Source organism: Leucobacter sp. HNU (assembly GCF_047946755.1).
Taxonomy (GTDB): domain Bacteria; phylum Actinomycetota; class Actinomycetes; order Actinomycetales; family Microbacteriaceae; genus Leucobacter.
This window is the reverse complement of sequence record NZ_CP178837.1, coordinates 3,167,602-3,185,482: the sequence shown is the minus strand read 5'-3', so window position 1 is coordinate 3,185,482 and position 17,881 is coordinate 3,167,602. Positions and strand designations below refer to the sequence as shown.

The window sequence follows — 17,881 nt, the reverse complement described above, 5'->3', positions numbered from 1 at the left end:
CAAAAGCCTGTACACCCAACAAGGACAATTGCCCACAGGAGGAAGTCCGCTTACATGCTCTATTCACAATCGCTGCCCATACCTGACGGTCGCCGAAAGGCTCGTCACCGTAATAGTTACGTTTCCCCCACTGCTGTACGCACCGACATACAAGCGAATCGTCAATGGAAACGGCGTCGCCGCAACCAGGACATCGGCAGAAAGCCTGAACCGCGGGTTCCAGATCGGCGGATATCCCGCAGACCCGGCCTTGGGGACACCCACCATCTCGGTCGCAACTACGGAATTCCCATTGAGAATCGCAAGATAGGCGGTGGGCTGTGTTCCTGCGGAGCTTGACCCGGCAAGGTCCCCGGAAACTGAAATATCCGCAAAACGCGCGCCGCCGCTGGGAGTTGGAAGAACGAACTGCCTCTGTCCGGATTGCCAGTTGGCATTTCCGGGTGCGCCTCCGGGGTCCGTGGCCGTAACCGAAAAATCGGGCGCAGAGATGGTACTGGCCACCCGTGCATCCAATTCCGCGACCGCGCTCTGCAGCCGCGCGAGCGTCTGTTCGCGCTCGGTCCCCGTGGGACGTTGCACGTCGGAGAGGGACCTCGCCTGCTGCTTCAGGATCTTCGCGAGGCGCTCCTCGTCGGAGATATAGAACTGTCTGGGCATCTCACCACTCCTGCATTCCGCTGACCGTGACTCCGAGCCATGCGGACTCGACGCCACCCGATACTTCGACGATCCGGCGCTGATACGCACCGTCGGGGATCCACCAGTGGTCCGAGACCTCGATGACGCACCAGTCCCCGTGGCGCAGACCGTGCGCCCGATCCGCCCGGACGTCGAAGGTCCAGAACTGGACCGGAGCCTCGGCGTCCCGCAGTGCCGCGTCGGCCCAGCCGTTCAGCGCGGCCTGATCGGACGTCGTGGAATGCGAGGTGTCCCACACCTCGGCCAACGGGAATCCCTCGTCGAGCAGGCTCGGGTCGGTCCGCTGGCTGATCAGCACCCGGTCGTCGTTCTTGCCGCCGAGGAAGAACGCCGCGGACGCGAGGAACTCGGGGTTCGTCTTCTCCCGCAGCTTCCTGACCGCGGGAGCCGCCCCGCCGGCGACCCAGTAGTGCCCGATCGCCGAGCTGATCTCGGGCTGCGCCGCGGTACCGGTGATGAGCGCCCACGAGAGCCGGTCAGCCTCGTCGACTCGCGGCACCCAGTCCCATTCGACCCCGTCCGCGAGTTCGGAGAGATCCTCCACCGCTTCCTGGACCCTTTTCCCGTCCACCGCGACCCAGGCATTGGACCGGATCCCGGCACGCGGCTCCTCCCAGGCGAGCGGCAGGCCGCCGCCCGGGTGGGCGACGGCCTGCCGGTAGAGGCGCTGCATCATGGTGCCGTAGTCGACCCCGCTGATCCGGGTGTCGTACCTCGGGTCCGGGTACCCGTTCGCGTCGACGAGATCGCCGTACCCCGGGGGCAGGATCACCCGTTTCTCGAAGACGCTCTCGATGCCCCGCGCGGTGAGTTCGAGGCGGGGCGTGCCGTCGTCGGATTCCGAGGCGACCGGCTGGCCGGTCACCCCGGCCGCCAGGCAGACGCCGTCATCGCGCACGACGCTCACGGCCGTCCTCCGGGGAACCGCCAGTCCACGCAGCCCTTCGGCCCCGGCGACGTATCCGGGAACGGTCACGGTGATCTCGTCCGCCCGGCAGACGGCCGTGGACCAACTCAGCTCGGTGAACTCGAGCTCGCGCAGCATTTCACCGGAGCGAGTCTCATGCAATATGACACGCATCGCGTTTCTCCTAGCTCTCGATAGGGAGGATCTCCCACAGCAACAGAACGTTCTGGCGTTGCCCATTGCCGACCTGAGTGAACCGCAGTGCGACTTCGGTCTTGCCGCTGTTGGGAACCGCACTGACCTGCGACACGCTGCCGAAGCCCGTCCCGACACCCAGCGCACTGACCCGCATCGTCGTCGACGGGCCGGCTACGGCCGGCACAGAGACCTTGAATGTCGAACCGTAGACGGACGTCGAGCCGATGACGGAGAGCACTCCGCTGTCTCCGGTGACGATTCCCCGTTGCACCGGAGGAGGCACGACGGCCTTCCAGACCGAGCCGGTCCTGCGATAGAGCGTCTCTCCCACGTACCCGAGCTGGCCCTCGGTGCCGGCCCAGGCATCTCGTTCCGCCGCGCTCCGGAACACCAGGGTTCCTCCCGCCGCGCACGTCCGCGGGAACGTCTCCGAGAGCGTGCAGGCGTTCGTACTGGTCGCTCCCGCCGGGACGGTCAGGACGGCGAGCTCCACGGCCTCGTCGGGAATCGAGGGCCGTGCGGGCGCGGCACTCGGAATGCCCTGCGCGACGAAGACCGTCCCCTCGGACTCGCCGAGCACCGGGTCTCGCGGCAGCGCATAGACGACGTCGATCCGCGTGGAAGCCGAGTGCCCGGGGGCGACCGAGACCTGCATCGGAGAGTCGACGCCTCCGAGCAGTGCCTGCCGGCCTCGAGCGCGGACCACGAGCAGCGGCTCGATCCCGAGGTTCATATCTGTGCGGCGCGAGACGAGCTGCGTGCGGGGTGAAATCACCCCGCTCCGCACGTTCCCGGCGGCGTCCCGGATCACGAGGCCCGCCAGAGCCGAGGCGACCTCATCCGCATACCATTCGTGCTGGCCAGTCGGCCAAGCCGTCACATCGCTCATCTACCAGGCTCCAATCCTGAATTCAGCGGTGAGTTCGGGGGTCTCTCCCCCGGTCACCTCGAAACGAAATTCGTGCGTCTGCCCCGCGGGGATCGAGAACCACTGCCTCGACGTCATCCACCGCGTGACCTCTTGCTCTCCGGCCCACGCCCGCCGGGACGCGCAGTCGAAGCGCAATTCGTCGCCGGCCGGGACGGAGTGCTCCAACCGCAGACGATCGCCGCGGGTCAGGTCCGTGACCAGCACGGACTCCAGGCCCCCGCCCGAGATGCGGAGCGTCGGCCGCAGGTCGATCGCTCCCGCGTTCGAGACAGTGAGCGTGCTCCCGCCACGGGTCGTCCCGAACGACCAGGGGAATTCGCGCGGGAACGTGAGCCCGCCGTCCCGCACGGGCAAGCCGACCGGTCCGACGGTCTGCAGCGGACCGTAGCGATGCGGATCCGGGGCGATCATGTCGACGGTGAACTGCGTCCACCGCCGCCCCCGATCCGGCTCGATCTTGAGCGTGTCGATCTCGACCCAGCGCTCCCAGATCCCCGCCGGGGTCCCGACGCGCATCGCGCCGGAACCCGCGGCGAGGGCGGCCTCGAGGCGGTCGCGCACGGCGACGAGCTCGAGGGGGTCCGTCGCGTAGATGTGACCGGTCAGCGTGATCACGCGGGAGGCGCGGAGGATCGCGCTCCTGCGGAAGCGGCCGTGCCCGCCCGGGATCGGGTCGCCGTCCCCGCGGGCGTCGGGCAGGCCCCACCAGCCCTCCAGGTTGGACCAGATCAGCCCGGAATCGGGCTCCTCCGCTCCGGACAGGGTCACTCCGAGGAGTTCGACCCAGGTGGTTCTCTCAGACATTCAGTCGCCCCGCAATCTCTCGACCGACCTGACGCGCGACGATTCGCGGGTCGCGGTCGTACATGTTGATCTGGACGGGGATGCTGACATCCCCGGCCGGCCCGCCGGCGGCGAGCGCCGCACCGCCGAGAGCGGTGCCGTCCGTGCTGAAGACCGCCGCGACGTTCGCCATCGCCCCCTGGGCCCGCTGCGCCGCATCCCGCGCCATCCCCACCAGGGAGTCGCCGAACGACTCGTCCTCGTCCTGCACGCCCACGACCGCACCGCGGACGACGTCGCGGCCCGGCTGGATCATGAGTCGGGCGAGCGATTTGATGCCGAAGAAGTTCTTGAACCCTTCGAACGCGCCCTCGGCCAGCTTGACGATCGCGTCCACGATCGCCCCGGCCATCGATCCGAGGCCGTTGATGATGCCCTTCACGATCTGGACGCCGAGGTCGAGCCAGTTGACCTTCGTCAGCGTGTCCCAGATGGAGCGGACGATCTGCGGGATCATCTCGATGATCTTCGGGATCGCCTGCACGAGTCCCTGGATCAGCGCGACGATCAGCTGAATGCCCGCTTGGATCAGCTGGGGCAGCATCCTGATGAGCCCCGTGACCATCTGGAGGACGAGATTGACCGCGGCCTGGATCAGCTGGGGCAGCATCTGCACGAGGCCGCCGATGAGCGACGTGAGCATCTGGACGCCCGCGCTGATGATGAGCGGCAGATTCGTGATCAGGCCGTTCAGCAGGCTCATGACCAGCTGCATGGCCGCTTCGAGCAGCATCGGCAGCGCTTGGATGATGCCGTTCATCAGCGCGACGAGCATCTGCACGCCGCCATCGATGAGGAACGGCAGGTTGAGCACCAGGGCTCCGATGAGACCGCCGACGAGCGCGAGCGCGCCTTCCAGCAGTAGCGGGAGCGCCGTGACGATCCCTCCGATCAGCGCCTGGACGAGCGCCATCGCCGCTTCGATCAGCAGCGGGAGGTTCGTGATGATCGCCCCGATCAGCCCGGTGAGCAGCTGGACCGCGCCGTCGAGCAGCAGCGGCAGAGCGGTCACGATGCCCTGGATCAGGGTCGTGATGATCTGCGATGCCGCGGTGAGGAGGAGCGGCAGAGCCGTCGTGATCCCCGTCACGATCTGCGGGATCGCCGCGACGACCGTCGAGATCAGTCCGGGGAGGGCTGCGACGATCTGGTTCACGAGGTCGGTGATGCCCGTCGCGAGCCCGCCGAGGTCCGCCCCGGAGAGCGCGAAGCCGACGAGCGCCGCCGCTGCGATCCCGAGTGGGGATGCGAGCATGCCGAACATTCCGCCCAGCGGACCGAGCATCCGGCCGAGCGGGCCGAGCATGGCTCCCAGGGGACCGAGCCTTGCGATCACGCCGGCGAGTCCACCGGCACTGAGGGCGGCCAGCGCCCCGGCGAGCGGGCCGAGCGCGGACATCATGCCGCCGAAGCCCGCACCCGCCGTCCTGGTCCCGTTCCCGATGGAGGTGAGGAAGCCGGTCAGACGGTCGATCGCCGGTCCGAGCCACTTCACCAGCAGGTCGCCGAAGGCCTGGGCCTTCTCCTGCAGCGGGCCGAGCGCGGTGACGACGGCGGCGATGAGCGGTCCGAGCTTGGCGTAGAGACCGCCGAACGCCTTCTCCCCCAGACCGCTGAGCAGACCCTTCAGGTTCTTCATCGCCCCGGGAACGGTCTTGCCCATCTCGTCGGCGATCCCGCCCGCGGCGTCCGACGCCGCCGCCTGGAAGGTTGCGAAGTCGATCTGCCCCTGGGCGGCCATCGAACGGACCTCGTCGGTGGTGACGCCGAGCCGTTTCGAGAGCGCGTCCCAGATCGGGATCCCCTTGCCCGCGAGCTCCTCGACGTCCGAGGAGTACGCCTTGCCGGCGGCGGCGACCCGGTTGAACACGGCGCCGGCCTCGCCCATGGTCGAGCCCGTCGCGGTCGCGACGCTCGCGACGCTCTTCAGCATGCCCGCGAGCTGCTGACCGGGTGCGATTCCGGCGGCGAGCGCCGAGGCCGCTACCGATGCCGCATCGCCGATCCCGTACGAGGTGCCCTTGATGGCGGCGTTGGCGCTGCCCATGATCGATCTGATCGAGTTCGCGTCCTGCCCGAGACCCCGCAGTTTCGCCTGCGCGGTCTCGGCGCCGTCGAGCTGCCCGAAGCTGTTGCCCAGCACGCCCTTGGCCGCCGCGCCGATCCCCTTGAGACCCGCCATGAGCGGGCCCTTCACCCGGCTGGCGAAGCTCTTGCCCGCCGAGTCGCCGGCGGTCCCGGCGCTTCCGGCAAGGCCGCTGAACAGGGTCGATGCCGCGGTCACCGCCGGACCGATCCACCCGGGGATCTTCGTGGCGAGGGCGGAGAACATCGCGGCGATCCGTCCCGCGGCCTGCTTCGCCGTGCCGGCCAGCGCCTCGAACCCCTGTCCGGCCTTCGCCGATGAGGCGGTGATGTCCCCGGCACCGCCGCCTCCAGCGCTTCCCTTCGCACCGGACGCACCGGTGCTCCCGGCTGTTTTCATCGCCCGGGCCGACCGGATCGGCGGTCCGGCCGGCCCGGGGCCGACGACGTTTGCGACACTCATGGGCACTCCTTCTCTATGTCGTGGCGAACACGATTCCCGCGTTCAGTTCGGCCTGCGCAGCGGCGAGCTCCTCGTCCGAGGCGCCGTGCTCCATGCCGGAAGAACCCATCTCCCAGGGCATGAGCCGCTTCGCAGCGGACCGGTCGTTGATCTGCGCGGACAGGGAGATGAGCAGTGGTGTGGTTGCCGGGTACGCCCACCCGGCGAGGTCTGCGCCGAGCGCAGTCGAGGGGTCGCCGGCCGCTTCTTCGAGCAGCAGGCGCGCCTCGCCCCAGGTCAACCCGTCGCCGAGATCGGAGAGACCGACGCCGAAGGTCTCCCGCAGGGTGCGGGCGACGGTTCGGCGCCGGTCCCTCACGAGCCGGGCGACGGAGATCATTCCGGGAGTGAGGCCTGGTTGACGCGCTCGAAGATCCGGAAGAAGCGCGTCGCGAGCTGCGTCGTCTCGAAGATGTCGTGCTTCGTGAACTTCGCGGTCTCCTGCTCCCCGGCGAGAGTGGTCAGCAGGTGCTTCACCTGATCCACCGGTGCGAGTCCCTGCTGCTCGAGTTCGTCGATGTCGTCGAGCGACAGCGTGAGCGGCAGTTCGACGGTCTCGCCGTCGGAGAATCGGCCGATGAATTTCCGGCCGACGATGATGTGCTGCACCTCGGGCACGAGAGCGGCGATCGCACGCTCCTCGTCCGCCTCGGTCCAGGCGTCGAAGTCGATTTCGTTCTGGGTCTTGCGCGTTGCCATGTCAGGCCTCCAATCGGATTACGGGTTGAGGGACGGGGCCGGCCGGGGCGACCCGATGACACCCCGGCCGGCGGTCTGCGCGGCTAGGCCGCGTCGCCGGTGGGAGCGGTGCCGGCGATCGCCGGACCCCACTGCCAGTACGGCGCCTGGTTGAAGAGCTCGTGCTCGGCCCAGGAGAAGGTGACCGCCTGGCCGGCGACCGCACCGCGCTCTTCCTGATCCGGCTCGACCGCGGTCACCGAGGCGACGCCGATGCGACGCTTCTCCATGCCGTTCCGGTAGCGAGTGACGACGAGCAGGATGAAGCGGTTGTCGGGCAGCGAGGCGCTCACCTCGATCACGCCGTTCGCATCGGGCTCCTTGCCCTCGACCAGCTGCTGCACGGCGGCGTTCTGCTCGGCGAGGTTGATCTGCACCGTGCGGGTGCCGTTGCCGGCGAGCTTGTAGCCCACCTGGAAGAACTCGATCGGGTCCTCGGACTCGCGGGCATCGGTCGGCCCGCCGTCCTGCTTGTACAGGCCGAGCTTGCGGAACGCCTCGGGCAGCACGAGCGGCGATGCGCCGAGCGCGGCCTTCGTGATGACGTTGGCCGAGGCGACCGGAGCGAACGCGGCCATGCCGGTGATCGGTACGCCGACGGCGTCGAGGTTGTTGCCCTGGGTATCTGCAGACATGTTGTCTCCTCTGGAAATGACGAGGGCCTCGCGGAGTGCGAGGCCCGGATGGGTGGGGTGTGTGGAAGCCGTCACCAGGTGCCGGTGACGACGTACTGGGCGGTGAGCACGCGACGCGAGACGTCGAGCGGCTCCGTCGCGGCGACCGGGCCGAGGCAGCCGCCGAAGTCGACGGCCGTGACGGGGGTCCCCTCGACGAACGGCAGTTCTTCGTCGAAGAGCACGCCGGCGAGCCAGCGCGCGACGTTCCTGGCGTCCGCGGGATCGTCACGACCCCCGGCGAGCACCGTCACGGTGACCGATCGCTCGAACGTCGTCCAGTCGATGCGGGATCCGTCGGTTTCGCGGATCACGACGAGCGGCGCGTCGAGCGGCAGGGACAGAGGCGTCGGCTCGCTGTTCACGATCCGCAGCACCAGCCCTTCTGCTTCGGCCTCGGCATGGATGTGCCCGGCAAGCCAGAGCTCGAGGTCCGGGGGGATGACTCTCACAGTCGTGCCCTTTCGGTAGAGCCGGAGACCGGCGTTGAAGCCTCAGCGCGGCAGCACGGAGGGCGGGTGTGCGTTGATGGTCCAGGCGCACCCCTGGCTGGATGCCGGTCGCCGGCTCGGGTCGAGCCGGCGACCGGCGCTTCCGCCGCGGCCCGGGCCGGAGCACCGGGTCCGCAGCACGCGTATCGTCCGCATGCGATGGCCGCTGATATCGGATCTCGGATCCGGGGCGGGGCAGGCGCGTCATGGGATGAACGCGCGGGCCGAGCAGTTGCACGTGCGGACGCCGGGATCGGCGTCCGAGAAACACGAAAGCCCCGAGAGGAACGATCTCGGGGCTGTTTTTGGGCGCAACTGAATGGGCCACGTCTATGGTACCACATCGTCGACGGATTGCAAACCCTGACCAAAATCAATGCCGCAGGCCAGCAGGACCGCACGATCGGCGCGAGCCCCGACAGCCGCGCCGAGTGCTCGCATCGATCGCCATCCCACCCAGGCCGCGCCGCACTCCGGGTCGGCGCACTCGGCCGCCGGAGCCGCACCCTCCGCGAACTCGATCCGGACCGCCGCCCTCCGCTCGCCTCCCTGGTTCACCCAGCGCTGCCCGCACTCCGGGCAGGCGACGGTGAGTTCGATCTTCCTCGGGCGGTCGTCCTGCGCCTCGATCCGCGCCACCCAGGCGGGGAACTCGTCGCAGATTCGTGCCCAGGCACCGTCCGCGACCCGGCCCGAGACGCGCTCCCGCTTCGCTCGCTCCCAGGCGACGGGCACTCGCTCGACCAGGCCGCGCCTGCGAGGACCCGCGACTCCCAGCGCCTCCTCGAGGAGCCCCAACCGCAAATCGATGCGATCCAGCAGGTCGGCCGCCTCCTCGTTGAACGGCACACCACCGCCTCCGGACCCCTCGCCGGTCCTGCCCATGACCTCGGTCACGGATCGTTCCAGCCAGGCCAGGAGCGGCGGCCATTCGACCGGCCCCGCTTCCGTCATCTCGGTGTGCGCCTGCGAGAGGCGCACCACTGCTCGTTCGGTGCGTTCCATCGCTCTCCTTCCCTGCGGCCGCCGGAGGTGACCGCTTCCCTGTCGAGCGCGCTGCGGGCCCGATCTTCGAATCCGGATCACCTCACCCGCGTGTCGCGTCGAACATTCCTTCGAAGCCCCGCGCAAAACGGCGCGTTAACGGTCACGTCCGGCCGGTCGGGGTTTCCACGCCTGTGGATAACCCTGTGTACACCGGGGGCAAAACCGCCCCATCTGTCCACACTCGGTGTGGATAACCTGTTGAAACCGCTCGAACTACAGTTCTGTAATTCGAATGCGGGGGCTCAGCGCCATCGCGCCCACTCCTCGATCCGGGCGGCTTCCGCTCGCTGCTCCGCCGCATCGAGCACGCGGTCGCGGCACTCGTCGCAGTCGTCGCAACCGCCGCAAGTCGGCTCGCTCCACCCCCAGATCCGCACGGTCACGCGGGATCCTTCCGGTTCGGGCACTCCGGGTGGAAGACGCCCGTGGGGTTGTTGCATCTCCCGCACCGGTGCGGGCGCTCCTCCCACTCCCCGTCGAACAGCCCGTCCCGGCCATCGGGCACGCCGTAGTGGAGCGGAGCCGTGAGCTCCTCGAGTTCCTGATCAGTCATCCCGCACCTCCGCCTCTTCGAGCGGCTGACCCAGGGCCGCCGCCACGGCCCCGAAGCCGAATCGCCGCTCCCATTCCTGTGCATCCATGTCGATACCTCCGTGCCACGGTCCGGGTTCGAACCGGATTCCCGCCCTCGCGCCGCGGCCGCACATGACCCCGTGCCGGTTCCGCCCCACCACGGGCGGCCACGCGCCTTGACCCAGGCGCCTCGGTTCTCCGCGTCTCGCGAAGCCAATCGGTCGTGCGCAACGGGATCTACCGTCGCGACTTCTCGTCGCCGCGCCCCTCCGCCCCCACCACGGGGCGTTCACCGGAACCTGGTCGACTATTCGGCATCTCCACCTGTGGAACCGGGCCCGGGTGGGCATCGGATTTCAGCGAGACGATGTTCGTGGGACCGCACCGATGAGAGTGCAGAGCCCGTTTTCGGGTATGCAGTGGCCACCCCCGGCCGGATGCCGGTCGGTCGCTCCCGCTACCCGCGAGGGGGCGGGGAGCCCCGTTCGTTCGCCGGGGCGAGCACCCCCGCGATCGGCACCCGGAAGTACTGCGCGATCGCGAAGAGCTCGTCGATGGTGAACGGGGTCGCGCCCAGCATCCGCCGCTTGAGCGTCGAGAGCGCGATGCCGGTGCCGGCGGAGAGGCGCTCCTGCGTCTCCTGCCGGTCGTGCAGGAGTGCACGTACTGCGCGAGCTGCTCGTGCGCTCGGTGTCGTGTAGTCCATATGAACTACTCTAGTTCGTCAGGAATCTTTATCAAGCCCTGTGGACTTGCAGTGTCAGATCTGGCACGATGAGCACTATGAACGACTACGACACGCTCGATCTGACCAGGCACGTCGCCGGGCAGCTCCGTGCGCTCATGGCGCGGTACGGCGTCAGCCAGAGCCAGATGGCGGAATCGGTGGGGGTCTCACAGTCCCAGCTCTCGAAGATGGTGCGAGGCGTCAAACCGATCACCATCGATCAGCTCGATGCCATGTGCTGGTCGCTCGGCGTCGACTCCTGGGAGATCCTGCGCGAAGCCGAGGAGTTCCTCGCGTCGCATGACCGAGCACTCCCCGGCCGACTCGTCTTCGTCGAGCACGGAGTCGCCCTCAGCGAGCCCCGCCACGTCGCGGACGACCGGAAGTCCGCGATCATTCGCCCCCTCGCGCCCCGACGCCGAGGCGCGGCGCAAGAACCGTCCGAGAATCTCATTGTCGGACGCTTCGGTCAGAATGAGGGGGCATCGGACTTCGATGAGGTGGCCGCGTCGGAACGACGCGCGGCGAGCAAGCGATCCGCAGACCGCGGGGAGGACGGCGAGTACGAGTGATGATGGACCTGGTCTTCTTCGACATCCTCGACTCGCTCGGGGTGACCGTCGAGTACGTCGGCCTCGAGCACCTCGACCGCGACGGCGAATACGACCACGACCTCAAGCTGATCCGCCTGCAGAAGGACATGGCTCCGCGTCTCCACACCTTCAAGCTCGGACACGAAACCTGCCACGCGCTGAACGGCGACGTTCCGAGCATGTTCAGGCACGCGAACGCGCGCATGGAGCGCCGCGCCGACGAGTGGGCGGCCATGCAGCTGATCCACCCGGAGCGGTATCGGGAGGTCGAGACGCTCCGCGAGGGTCACGTCCCCTCGATGGCCCACGACCTCGGAGTCGTATCGGACGCGGTCGAGGTCTACCAGCAGAGATTGGCGCGCATCGGAGACGTCGTCTATCTACACCCGCGCATGGGAGCGGGTCAGTGGTCCCGTCGACTCGCAGGCGGATAACCCCCGAAACACAAAAAGCCCGGCCAGGATCTTCATCCTGACCGGGCTTTTCTGCTGGTGGCGGGTGAGGGATTCGAACTCGCGAGGGCTAGGGAACATGCTGACGCACCGGGGAGCCCTGAGGCGCATGAAATCAACGGAGAGCAGGTGCCAAAAATCTGTCACCTACCCCGAGATCCACAGACCTACACCGCCGGTGCCCCATCGTTCGCCCCATGAAATGTCCCCGTGGGCCGCGGGCTTCGCCATTCAAGCTAACCGCAGGCGAGCTTCCCGTTCGAGATCTCGTACGCGCCACCAGAGACGGGCTTCAGGCCCGGATACCAAACAGCGCCAAGAGTGACTACCTTGTAGTCGTTCTTCGAGTACGACTTGCAGACGTACTCGATGTTCTTCTGCGTCAACGAGGCGACTCCCGCACTGAACGAGAAGAAGTCGCCGGTGATCTTGGCCCACCCGCCGGCCGTCTTCCGATAGATCGCCGTGCTCTGCTCGATGCGAGGCACATTTCCTGTGCACTTCGTCGAAGGCTTCGCGCCAACAGTGCCGTACTTGTACTTGTCGCCAGAGGTCCGCTTGTAGACATTTCCGATGTCAAGAGTGCAGAGCGGCTTATAGGGGTTCGCTGCGCGCGCGGTCGCCCCAGACGATGCGGGAGCGGCCAACGAAACTGACCCCGGCGACAGGGCAGCCATCTCGGCATCAGTGAGCGTTGAGGGAGCCGGGACTGTCACAACCTCAACCGGCGTAGGGCTCGCCTGTTCGCCGGAGGCTTGAGCGGCGGTCGGCAGCCCGGCGAGCAGGGATCCAACGGCGAGCACGGCGAACAAGTTCCTGGTAACTGTTTTCATTCCAGGAGTATCGCACTAGTTCTCGGGATCTGTATAGACTCCCAGTCATGAGCGAGGAACCCGGAGTCTGGATCGTCCTGCAAGACACCACCCCCGACAACACTGTCCTGGGCGTCTTCGCCACGAGCGACGAGGCCTACGAATACGCTGAGGCCGTCGGCTCGCAGTTCGAGAACGGGGCGATCACCTCGTTCTACAAGGTGGGATACAAGCAGTTCTCCGACGAGTTCCTCGCTGCACTGCCCGAGCCTAAGCGGCGCGACTGACCGCTACTCGAATATCCTCGGTAATCCGGAATCCCCGAATATCTGGTCGGATAGCCGAGATTGCTTGGTTAGCCCCGAGCAACACGCCCTAGCGCAGTGAGATCGACCCCAGAGCCGCCCACATCGCCTCGTCATGGATGCGCCGCTCAGCCTCATCACGGGGCCAGTCCTTCAACACCGCGTGCACGATCGTGCCGCTTGCCACCGTCTGCAGGGGTCGGCCAAGCTCACGCCCAGCAGCACGTGCAGCCTTCCGCCAGGCCTCGACCGTGACCCCCAGCTCTGCAGCATCGCCTCGCGCCGAACCAGTCGCGGTCAGCATGCCCTGAATCGCGAGCTGCAGCGGTTCCTTCGGCTGCCGGTCACCGAGCCCGATCACTTCACCCATGCCCACACACTACGCCGAGCCACCAAGCCGGCAAGCTCAGCGGCTATCTCACGCGATTCCTGCCGCGTAACACTTCCGCTCCCGGGAACGGAAGTGTTACGAAGGTGCGATCTCAGCTCCGAGATGATCCCGCTCGCAACGAGGTCATCTCCAGGGGACGCCCTCGTTGCCAGTCCCGGAACTGGAACCAGCATGTGGAGCTCCCTGCTCCTGGAAGCACAGGGCATGGTTAACCTCATCCTTTCGACGGTGCTTGCGCACGAAGGCTGAACAATCGGCAGGCGGATGCTCAGGTCGCGTTTGAAACGCGAGATCGGCCGGAGCGGGCCAAACGGTCGGATTTGAAATCGCACCCTTGAAGCGTGGCCAGGAGGGGTCGCATTTGAAATGCGACCGTCCCGAACGCGATCAGTTCTGGCAGCACTGTCGTGAGGGTGTGATTCGCACCCCCATCCCCCTCCGCGTTTCAAACGCGAGCGGGTCGACCGCCGTCGGCTCTGACCGGTTAGGCAAAAGGGTGGTAAATCGCCGCCCCCTTGTGAGCATGTCGTCACAAATGACGAGATGCCAACCTACTCAAATCCGAGTAGGTCACCATGGCACGACGTTTTAGTCAGTTCCGACCACAACCTTCTCACTCGACCTGCGAGTATTGACGCATGGAGCAGCAGTCCAGCGAGCGGAAGACGAACCGCATCATCGTCATCGTGATTGCGGCGATGCTGGCGGTGGCCGGCATCGGTGCTGCCGCGTACGCGCTCTCCCCGAAGGACGATCGCCCAATCAAATACGGGACACCCACGCCTGACGCCGGCGGCGACCTCGACCGCGAAATGGCAGCTAGCGGATGGTCCGTAGGGAAGAGTGGCGACACCTACTACCGGTTCCTCGCCCCTGATGATGCGTCGGCCGCGAAGTGCGATTTCGGGAGCTGTGCGACGCTGGAGATCCAGAGCCGCGACGGCTGCGCAAAGGGCTTCTACGTGAAGGCCGACGTGCTTCGGGATGGCACAGCTGTCGCATGGACGAACGGCACTTCACCATCAGCGAGAGGCGGGGAGCTGGTCCGGCTCAAGCTGAGTGATCCTTCCGGCGATGGCAACAGCATGAGGGTCAGTGAGTTCCGCTGCATGGGGTCCTAGGAAACGCAAAAGCGGCACTGCCGGACTCAAAGTGAATCCGGCAGTGCCGCTTGTTTGTTGAACGTCAGAAACCGCCAAGAGTCCTTCGCACTCGCAGTTCCCGGTCGATCAGCTCGATATCTGACTGGGTGTTCCCCGTCGACTGCAGGTTGATCGTCCAGTCGTAGTTGTTCGTCACGCTCGGGGTAGCGTCGATCCCGAGGCGCCGGCCAGCTTCGACCCACACCTCACGGTTCCGGGCTTCCTTCCCGGGCTTACCCGAGATGAACGCCTCCCACTTCACCTCGGGTTCGGCGAACTTCACGATCGGCGTGCCCGGCGAGTAGATCCCAGGGTTGATCCCACCGTTCGCGTACTCCTGGATGCCGCCATTCGCGTAGGCGATCATGCCGCCATCAGCCTTCACCTGCCGGCCACCAGCACCAGGGACCACGAAGTTGCCCTGCGCGTCCTCAACACCGCCATAGGTCTGGATCTGCAGCTTGATCATCGCAAGCCGTTCACGGGCGATCTGGTCGATCTGCGCGTTCGCCTCGGCGCCGCCCTTGAGGATCAGCTGCGTGACCTTCTCCGGCTTGATCAGCCCCAGCTTCTCCACATACTGTGCTGCCGCGTCACGGGTCGCGAAGTAGGGCTGCACAATGTCGATGAGCTTGTTGCGGCCCTCTTGAAGCTTCGCGTTCATCTTCTCGTGCGAGCCGGTCTCCTCGAGCACCGCAGCAGCGGCACGAGTGGCCGACTCGGCGACCTTGTCGATCGCGCCCTCAACCGCACGCCCCTGCTCCGTCGTCGTATCGAGCGTGTACCCACCCTTCTCGATCACATCGTTCAGCGCATCGTAGGACGCCTCCAGATTGCGGTTAGCCTCACGGGTGTCGAGGGTGGTCTGCCCCAGTCCCTCGATCTGCTTCTTCAGATCATCCATCGCATCAGAAGCCGCCTGAGCCTGATCATTCAGCGCAGCGAGAGCGTCCTTCTGGGTATCGACCTGACCTGCAGCATCCGCCGCAGCGTCACCGGACCCGCCCGTGGCCTCCTTCAGTTCGTCATGCCGGTCCTTCGCCTCCTTCAGGACGGTATTCGACCCGTCCAACGTGTACCGGACAGTTGCGAGGTCATCGGACCATTCCTTCCAGTCCGCGTTCTCCATGCGGAAGTCGCTGTCCTTCGTCCACCTGTCCAACTGGCCGTTGACCCGTTCGAGTGCGCTGGCGTTCCCCAGCCAAGCGTCGGTCATGTCCTTCGCGGAGATCCCGAGCCGCTTCGCCCGCGACAGGACCCCCTCGGACTGCAGTTGATTCGCTGCCCACGCCTGCGAGTTCTCCGTGATGGCGCCCGTCGCACCGTCGAGCGTGTCTGCGAGCTCCTTCGCCTGCGAAGACAGCTTCGCGTTCTCCGACACCAGCAGAGCGGCGACCGCGGCAGCCGCGGTGATCGCGAGCCCCCACGGTCCCGTCAGGAACCGGATCACATTTCCCACCCCGGTCGCGGCCGATGACGCGGTCACCCCGAGCGTCGACAGCGCCAACTTGAACTCAGCGATCTTCGGGATAGCGAGCATCAGCCCACCTCCGACAAGGCCGACCGCGGCAGCCAGCAAACCGGCGCCCAGGGTCACGCCCTGCAGCGGCGCGGGCAGATCGTTGTACGCGTCGACCGCAGCCGTCACAGCCTGCACCATCGCCCGCAGCACGTCGTTCGCGGCAGATCCCGTCTGGATCAGTGCCGTGTCGATCGCGCCAGACAGTCCCTCGAGGTCGCCCTTCAGGTTGTCGAGTCGTGCGCGCGCTTGCTCGGCCGCGAACCCCTGATCGTTGACCGCGTCGATCCACCTCTGAATCCCCGCCTCGCCCTCCGAGTACAAGACCGTTGCCGCGCGGATCGCGTCACTGCCGAAGATGGTCTTCAGGGCGGCCTGCTGCTGCTCCACCGTCAGATCCTTGAGGCCGTTCTGCAGGACCCCAGCGAACTTCGCCAAACCGACAAAGTTCCCCTGCTGGTCGTACGCCGAGATCCCGAGATCCTTCATCGTGTTCTCCGCCTCCTTCGAGGTCGGAGTGAGCGACTGCAGCATCGACTTGAACGACGTCCCCGCATCAGAACCGAGCAGACCCTGCGATGCGAACGCGGACAGGGCGCCGGTCGTTTCCTCGATCGAGAGGCCCGTCGCGTGCGCGACCATCGACGACTGATTCAGCGCCATCGACAGATCTGTCACATCGCCCATCGCCTTGCCTGCGCCAGCCGCCAGCAGGTCAGCGACGTGGGCCATGTCCTCACCGTTCAGGTTGAACGTCTTGAGCGCGACAGCGGCGATCCCCGCAGCTTCCGCGACACCGAGACCACCGGCAGCGGCCAGATCGAGCGCCCCGTCCAGCCCACCATTCAGAATGTCGGCGGTCGAGACGCCGGCCTTCGCGAGCTCTTCGATCGCGTTCGCGGATTCCTCCGCCGAGAACACTGTCCTGGCGCCCGCATCCAGCGCGGCCTGCGACAGCTTCTCCATGCCGCTCTCGGACTCCCCGGTCGCTGCCTGCACGGCAGACATCGCTTGCTCGAAGTCCGCCCACTTCGACACAGCCAGAGTGACGCCGGCCGCAGACGCAGCGCCGAACGCCATCGCAGCCATACCAACCCGGTTGAACGCCTCCTTATGCTGATCCAGCTTCTCCATCTCTGAGCCGGCCTCGCGTGTCTGCTGCGCGACTTTCTCCATGCCGTCCAGGTAGTTCTTCACCTGGAGCGACAGCTCAACTTTTGTGTTCCTGACTCCCATGAGTCCTCCTATGAATAGACCCCGTGCTCAGGCGGGGTCGGTAGTCGTTCTTGTTCCGGCGTCACAAGCCGGATTCCTTCAGCGCGTCGTCGATCGCGGCTTCGATACCGGCCACGAAATCGCCCTCGTTCTCGTGCAAGGCGGCCTGTAGCTCGCCGCCTGGCGGGAGCGGACGCGGCGGCTTCCCCTTCACGGGAACATCGACCAGCTCTCCGCCCCGCATCACTGTCTTGAACGCCCTGGCCCGGGGCGCACCGAACTCGGCCATATGCCCGAACGCGGAACCCGGTCGATCCTTGTTATAGCCAATCTCGGCCGTGAGCTCGTTGCTCCCACCACCCAACAGCGACCGGACATTCGAACCGCCAGCCTGAACCTCGTAGTCGATGGCCCGCGCCGCCCCGCTGAAGTAGGTGCGAGACCGAACCTTCTCGATAGCCGTGTCCTTCACATTCCGGGCGGACACCTCCACAGCTTTCCGTAACCACTTGCCAGAGTTCTCCGGCACTTTCTCCAGGTCCGCCGCAAGCTTCATCAGCTCCGAGAAATCAAACATCGCCAGGGTCTCCTTCCAGCCGGTGAGACGCCGCGAAGTAGAGGAACCGGCCCGCCCTTTCCAAGGCCATGACTCCCTGCATAGGCTCCATCCAGAAAGCGCGCTGCGTCACGTACCGGTATGCGTACTCAGCGGTATAGAGCTTCATAACCTGCGGTTGATCGAGAATCCTGCCCCACTCGGGGAGGAAATCCCGGCCCTCAAGCAACGCTGCCCCGATCGCGTCACCCGCCTCGGTCCACTCTTTGAGGGGCATCGAGGCAACGTGTTCGCCACGCTTCACCGTCACCATCTCGGGGTCCTGGGCGAGCAACTCCGGCAAGCCCTTCACGATCTCGTCAAACTCATCATCTGCAGCCATGTAGGCCTCCTCTCGATTAAGGGTGTCGTTAGAAACGACCCCCTTGGCCACGACTGCCCTCCAGCGGCATTCGCGACCGAAAAAAATGAACTTTTC

Annotated in this window: 21 protein-coding genes; 5 read left to right on the top strand and 16 right to left on the bottom strand. The window is 66.4% G+C overall.

Going from position 1 to position 17,881, the window contains the following annotated elements; genetic code table 11:
• Positions 1–63: 63 nt before the first annotated feature.
• The 10 genes from AB3K78_RS15565 to AB3K78_RS15520 all read right to left on the bottom strand — a co-directional run bounded on the left by AB3K78_RS15565 (position 64) and on the right by AB3K78_RS15520 (position 9,076).
• Positions 64–660, bottom strand: coding sequence for a hypothetical protein (locus AB3K78_RS15565; protein ID WP_416444759.1), 597 nt, complete (start codon positions 658–660; stop codon positions 64–66).
• 1 nt (position 661) lies between these two features.
• Positions 662–1,747 (bottom strand): hypothetical protein, encoded by a 1,086-nt coding sequence (locus AB3K78_RS15560; RefSeq protein ID WP_416444757.1) that lies wholly within the window; start codon positions 1,745–1,747, stop codon positions 662–664.
• A 46-nt stretch (positions 1,748–1,793) separates the two neighbouring features.
• The gene (locus AB3K78_RS15555) at positions 1,794–2,462 is read right to left on the bottom strand and encodes a hypothetical protein (RefSeq protein ID WP_416444755.1); all 669 of its coding nucleotides are present in this window, start codon (positions 2,460–2,462) and stop codon (positions 1,794–1,796) included.
• A 234-nt stretch (positions 2,463–2,696) separates the two neighbouring features.
• On the bottom strand, positions 2,697–3,542 hold the full coding sequence (locus AB3K78_RS15550; protein WP_416444753.1) for a hypothetical protein: 846 nt from the start codon (positions 3,540–3,542) through the stop codon (positions 2,697–2,699).
• On the bottom strand, positions 3,535–6,129 hold the full coding sequence (locus AB3K78_RS15545) for a phage tail protein (protein ID WP_416444751.1): 2,595 nt from the start codon (positions 6,127–6,129) through the stop codon (positions 3,535–3,537). The genes AB3K78_RS15550 and AB3K78_RS15545 overlap by 8 nt, the downstream gene beginning before the upstream one ends.
• Positions 6,130–6,142: 13 nt before the next feature.
• Positions 6,143–6,508 (bottom strand): hypothetical protein, encoded by a 366-nt coding sequence (locus tag AB3K78_RS15540; protein WP_416444749.1) that lies wholly within the window; start codon positions 6,506–6,508, stop codon positions 6,143–6,145.
• A complete protein-coding gene (locus tag AB3K78_RS15535) occupies positions 6,505–6,867 on the bottom strand; it encodes a hypothetical protein (RefSeq protein ID WP_416444742.1) in 363 nt (120 codons plus the stop codon). Before AB3K78_RS15535 ends, AB3K78_RS15540 begins: the two co-directional genes overlap by 4 nt.
• An 83-nt stretch (positions 6,868–6,950) precedes the next feature.
• Positions 6,951–7,541, bottom strand: coding sequence for a hypothetical protein (locus tag AB3K78_RS15530; RefSeq protein ID WP_416444740.1), 591 nt, complete (start codon positions 7,539–7,541; stop codon positions 6,951–6,953).
• Between the two features lie 71 nt (positions 7,542–7,612).
• Positions 7,613–8,032 carry a hypothetical protein gene (locus AB3K78_RS15525; RefSeq protein WP_416444738.1) on the bottom strand — a complete coding sequence of 140 codons (420 nt, stop codon included), beginning with the start codon at positions 8,030–8,032 and terminating at the stop codon, positions 7,613–7,615.
• A 369-nt stretch (positions 8,033–8,401) separates the two neighbouring features.
• On the bottom strand, positions 8,402–9,076 hold the full coding sequence (locus AB3K78_RS15520; RefSeq protein WP_416444736.1) for a hypothetical protein: 675 nt from the start codon (positions 9,074–9,076) through the stop codon (positions 8,402–8,404).
• A gap of 329 nt (positions 9,077–9,405) precedes the next feature.
• On the opposite strand from AB3K78_RS15520, the gene AB3K78_RS15515 reads away from it, so the two are divergent.
• Entirely contained in the window at positions 9,406–9,630 is a 225-nt protein-coding gene (locus AB3K78_RS15515; RefSeq protein WP_416447383.1) for an acyl-CoA carboxylase epsilon subunit, read from the top strand.
• A gap of 518 nt (positions 9,631–10,148) precedes the next feature.
• Here AB3K78_RS15515 and AB3K78_RS15510 read toward each other — a convergent pair.
• Positions 10,149–10,397: a helix-turn-helix domain-containing protein gene (locus tag AB3K78_RS15510; RefSeq protein ID WP_416444734.1), complete on the bottom strand. Its 249-nt coding sequence runs from the start codon at positions 10,395–10,397 to the stop codon at positions 10,149–10,151.
• A gap of 68 nt (positions 10,398–10,465) precedes the next feature.
• Here AB3K78_RS15510 and AB3K78_RS15505 point away from each other — a divergent pair, with 68 nt between their 5' ends.
• Both AB3K78_RS15505 and AB3K78_RS15500 read left to right on the top strand, forming a co-directional pair.
• Positions 10,466–10,990 (top strand): helix-turn-helix domain-containing protein, encoded by a 525-nt coding sequence (locus AB3K78_RS15505; RefSeq protein WP_416444732.1) that lies wholly within the window; start codon positions 10,466–10,468, stop codon positions 10,988–10,990.
• Positions 10,990–11,445 carry an ImmA/IrrE family metallo-endopeptidase gene (locus AB3K78_RS15500; protein WP_416444730.1) on the top strand — a complete coding sequence of 152 codons (456 nt, stop codon included), beginning with the start codon at positions 10,990–10,992 and terminating at the stop codon, positions 11,443–11,445. The genes AB3K78_RS15505 and AB3K78_RS15500 overlap by 1 nt, the downstream gene beginning before the upstream one ends.
• 254 nt (positions 11,446–11,699) lie before the next feature.
• Here AB3K78_RS15500 and AB3K78_RS15495 read toward each other — a convergent pair whose 3' ends face one another.
• Entirely contained in the window at positions 11,700–12,296 is a 597-nt protein-coding gene (locus tag AB3K78_RS15495; RefSeq protein ID WP_416444728.1) for a hypothetical protein, read from the bottom strand.
• A 47-nt stretch (positions 12,297–12,343) separates the two neighbouring features.
• Here AB3K78_RS15495 and AB3K78_RS15490 point away from each other — a divergent pair, with 47 nt between their 5' ends.
• Positions 12,344–12,562, top strand: coding sequence for a hypothetical protein (locus AB3K78_RS15490; RefSeq protein ID WP_416444726.1), 219 nt, complete (start codon positions 12,344–12,346; stop codon positions 12,560–12,562).
• A gap of 88 nt (positions 12,563–12,650) precedes the next feature.
• Here AB3K78_RS15490 and AB3K78_RS15485 read toward each other — a convergent pair whose 3' ends face one another.
• Positions 12,651–12,950 (bottom strand): hypothetical protein, encoded by a 300-nt coding sequence (locus tag AB3K78_RS15485; RefSeq protein WP_416444724.1) that lies wholly within the window; start codon positions 12,948–12,950, stop codon positions 12,651–12,653.
• Between the two features lie 659 nt (positions 12,951–13,609).
• Between AB3K78_RS15485 and AB3K78_RS15480 the strand changes: the two genes are divergently transcribed.
• Positions 13,610–14,092 (top strand): hypothetical protein, encoded by a 483-nt coding sequence (locus tag AB3K78_RS15480; protein ID WP_416444722.1) that lies wholly within the window; start codon positions 13,610–13,612, stop codon positions 14,090–14,092.
• Between the two features lie 64 nt (positions 14,093–14,156).
• On the opposite strand, the gene AB3K78_RS15475 is transcribed toward AB3K78_RS15480, so the two are convergent.
• The 3 genes from AB3K78_RS15475 to AB3K78_RS15465 form a co-directional block, all read right to left on the bottom strand.
• Positions 14,157–16,868 carry a phage tail tape measure protein gene (locus tag AB3K78_RS15475; RefSeq protein ID WP_416444720.1) on the bottom strand — a complete coding sequence of 904 codons (2,712 nt, stop codon included), beginning with the start codon at positions 16,866–16,868 and terminating at the stop codon, positions 14,157–14,159.
• Positions 16,869–16,929: 61 nt separating this feature from the next.
• Positions 16,930–17,424, bottom strand: a complete 495-nt coding sequence (locus AB3K78_RS15470) for a hypothetical protein (RefSeq protein WP_416444718.1) — start codon at positions 17,422–17,424, stop codon at positions 16,930–16,932.
• A complete protein-coding gene (locus tag AB3K78_RS15465; protein ID WP_416444716.1) occupies positions 17,417–17,785 on the bottom strand; it encodes a hypothetical protein in 369 nt (122 codons plus the stop codon). Before AB3K78_RS15465 ends, AB3K78_RS15470 begins: the two co-directional genes overlap by 8 nt.
• Positions 17,786–17,881 lie beyond the last annotated feature (96 nt).

Bases quoted from the DNA above. Each gene is read 5' to 3' on its own strand.
- AB3K78_RS15565 (WP_416444759.1), bottom strand. From the start codon at position 660: ATGCCCAGACAGTTCTATATCTCCGACGAGGAGCGCCTCGCGAAGATC.
- AB3K78_RS15560 (WP_416444757.1), bottom strand. From the start codon at position 1,747: ATGCTGCGCGAGCTCGAGTTCACCGAGCTGAGTTGGTCCACGGCCGTC.
- AB3K78_RS15555 (WP_416444755.1), bottom strand. From the start codon at position 2,462: ATGCAGGTCTCGGTCGCCCCCGGGCACTCGGCTTCCACGCGGATCGAC.
- AB3K78_RS15550 (WP_416444753.1), bottom strand. From the start codon at position 3,542: ATGTCTGAGAGAACCACCTGGGTCGAACTCCTCGGAGTGACCCTGTCC.
- AB3K78_RS15545 (WP_416444751.1), bottom strand. From the start codon at position 6,129: ATGAGTGTCGCAAACGTCGTCGGCCCCGGGCCGGCCGGACCGCCGATC.
- AB3K78_RS15540 (WP_416444749.1), bottom strand. From the start codon at position 6,508: ATGATCTCCGTCGCCCGGCTCGTGAGGGACCGGCGCCGAACCGTCGCC.
- AB3K78_RS15535 (WP_416444742.1), bottom strand. From the start codon at position 6,867: ATGGCAACGCGCAAGACCCAGAACGAAATCGACTTCGACGCCTGGACC.
- AB3K78_RS15530 (WP_416444740.1), bottom strand. From the start codon at position 7,541: ATGTCTGCAGATACCCAGGGCAACAACCTCGACGCCGTCGGCGTACCG.
- AB3K78_RS15520 (WP_416444736.1), bottom strand. From the start codon at position 9,076: ATGGAACGCACCGAACGAGCAGTGGTGCGCCTCTCGCAGGCGCACACC.
- AB3K78_RS15510 (WP_416444734.1), bottom strand. From the start codon at position 10,397: ATGGACTACACGACACCGAGCGCACGAGCAGCTCGCGCAGTACGTGCA.
- AB3K78_RS15505 (WP_416444732.1), top strand. From the start codon at position 10,466: ATGAGCACTATGAACGACTACGACACGCTCGATCTGACCAGGCACGTC.
- AB3K78_RS15500 (WP_416444730.1), top strand. From the start codon at position 10,990: ATGATGGACCTGGTCTTCTTCGACATCCTCGACTCGCTCGGGGTGACC.
- AB3K78_RS15495 (WP_416444728.1), bottom strand. From the start codon at position 12,296: ATGAAAACAGTTACCAGGAACTTGTTCGCCGTGCTCGCCGTTGGATCC.
- AB3K78_RS15490 (WP_416444726.1), top strand. From the start codon at position 12,344: ATGAGCGAGGAACCCGGAGTCTGGATCGTCCTGCAAGACACCACCCCC.
- AB3K78_RS15485 (WP_416444724.1), bottom strand. From the start codon at position 12,950: ATGGGTGAAGTGATCGGGCTCGGTGACCGGCAGCCGAAGGAACCGCTG.
- AB3K78_RS15480 (WP_416444722.1), top strand. From the start codon at position 13,610: ATGGAGCAGCAGTCCAGCGAGCGGAAGACGAACCGCATCATCGTCATC.
- AB3K78_RS15475 (WP_416444720.1), bottom strand. From the start codon at position 16,868: ATGGGAGTCAGGAACACAAAAGTTGAGCTGTCGCTCCAGGTGAAGAAC.
- AB3K78_RS15470 (WP_416444718.1), bottom strand. From the start codon at position 17,424: ATGTTTGATTTCTCGGAGCTGATGAAGCTTGCGGCGGACCTGGAGAAA.
- AB3K78_RS15465 (WP_416444716.1), bottom strand. From the start codon at position 17,785: ATGGCTGCAGATGATGAGTTTGACGAGATCGTGAAGGGCTTGCCGGAG.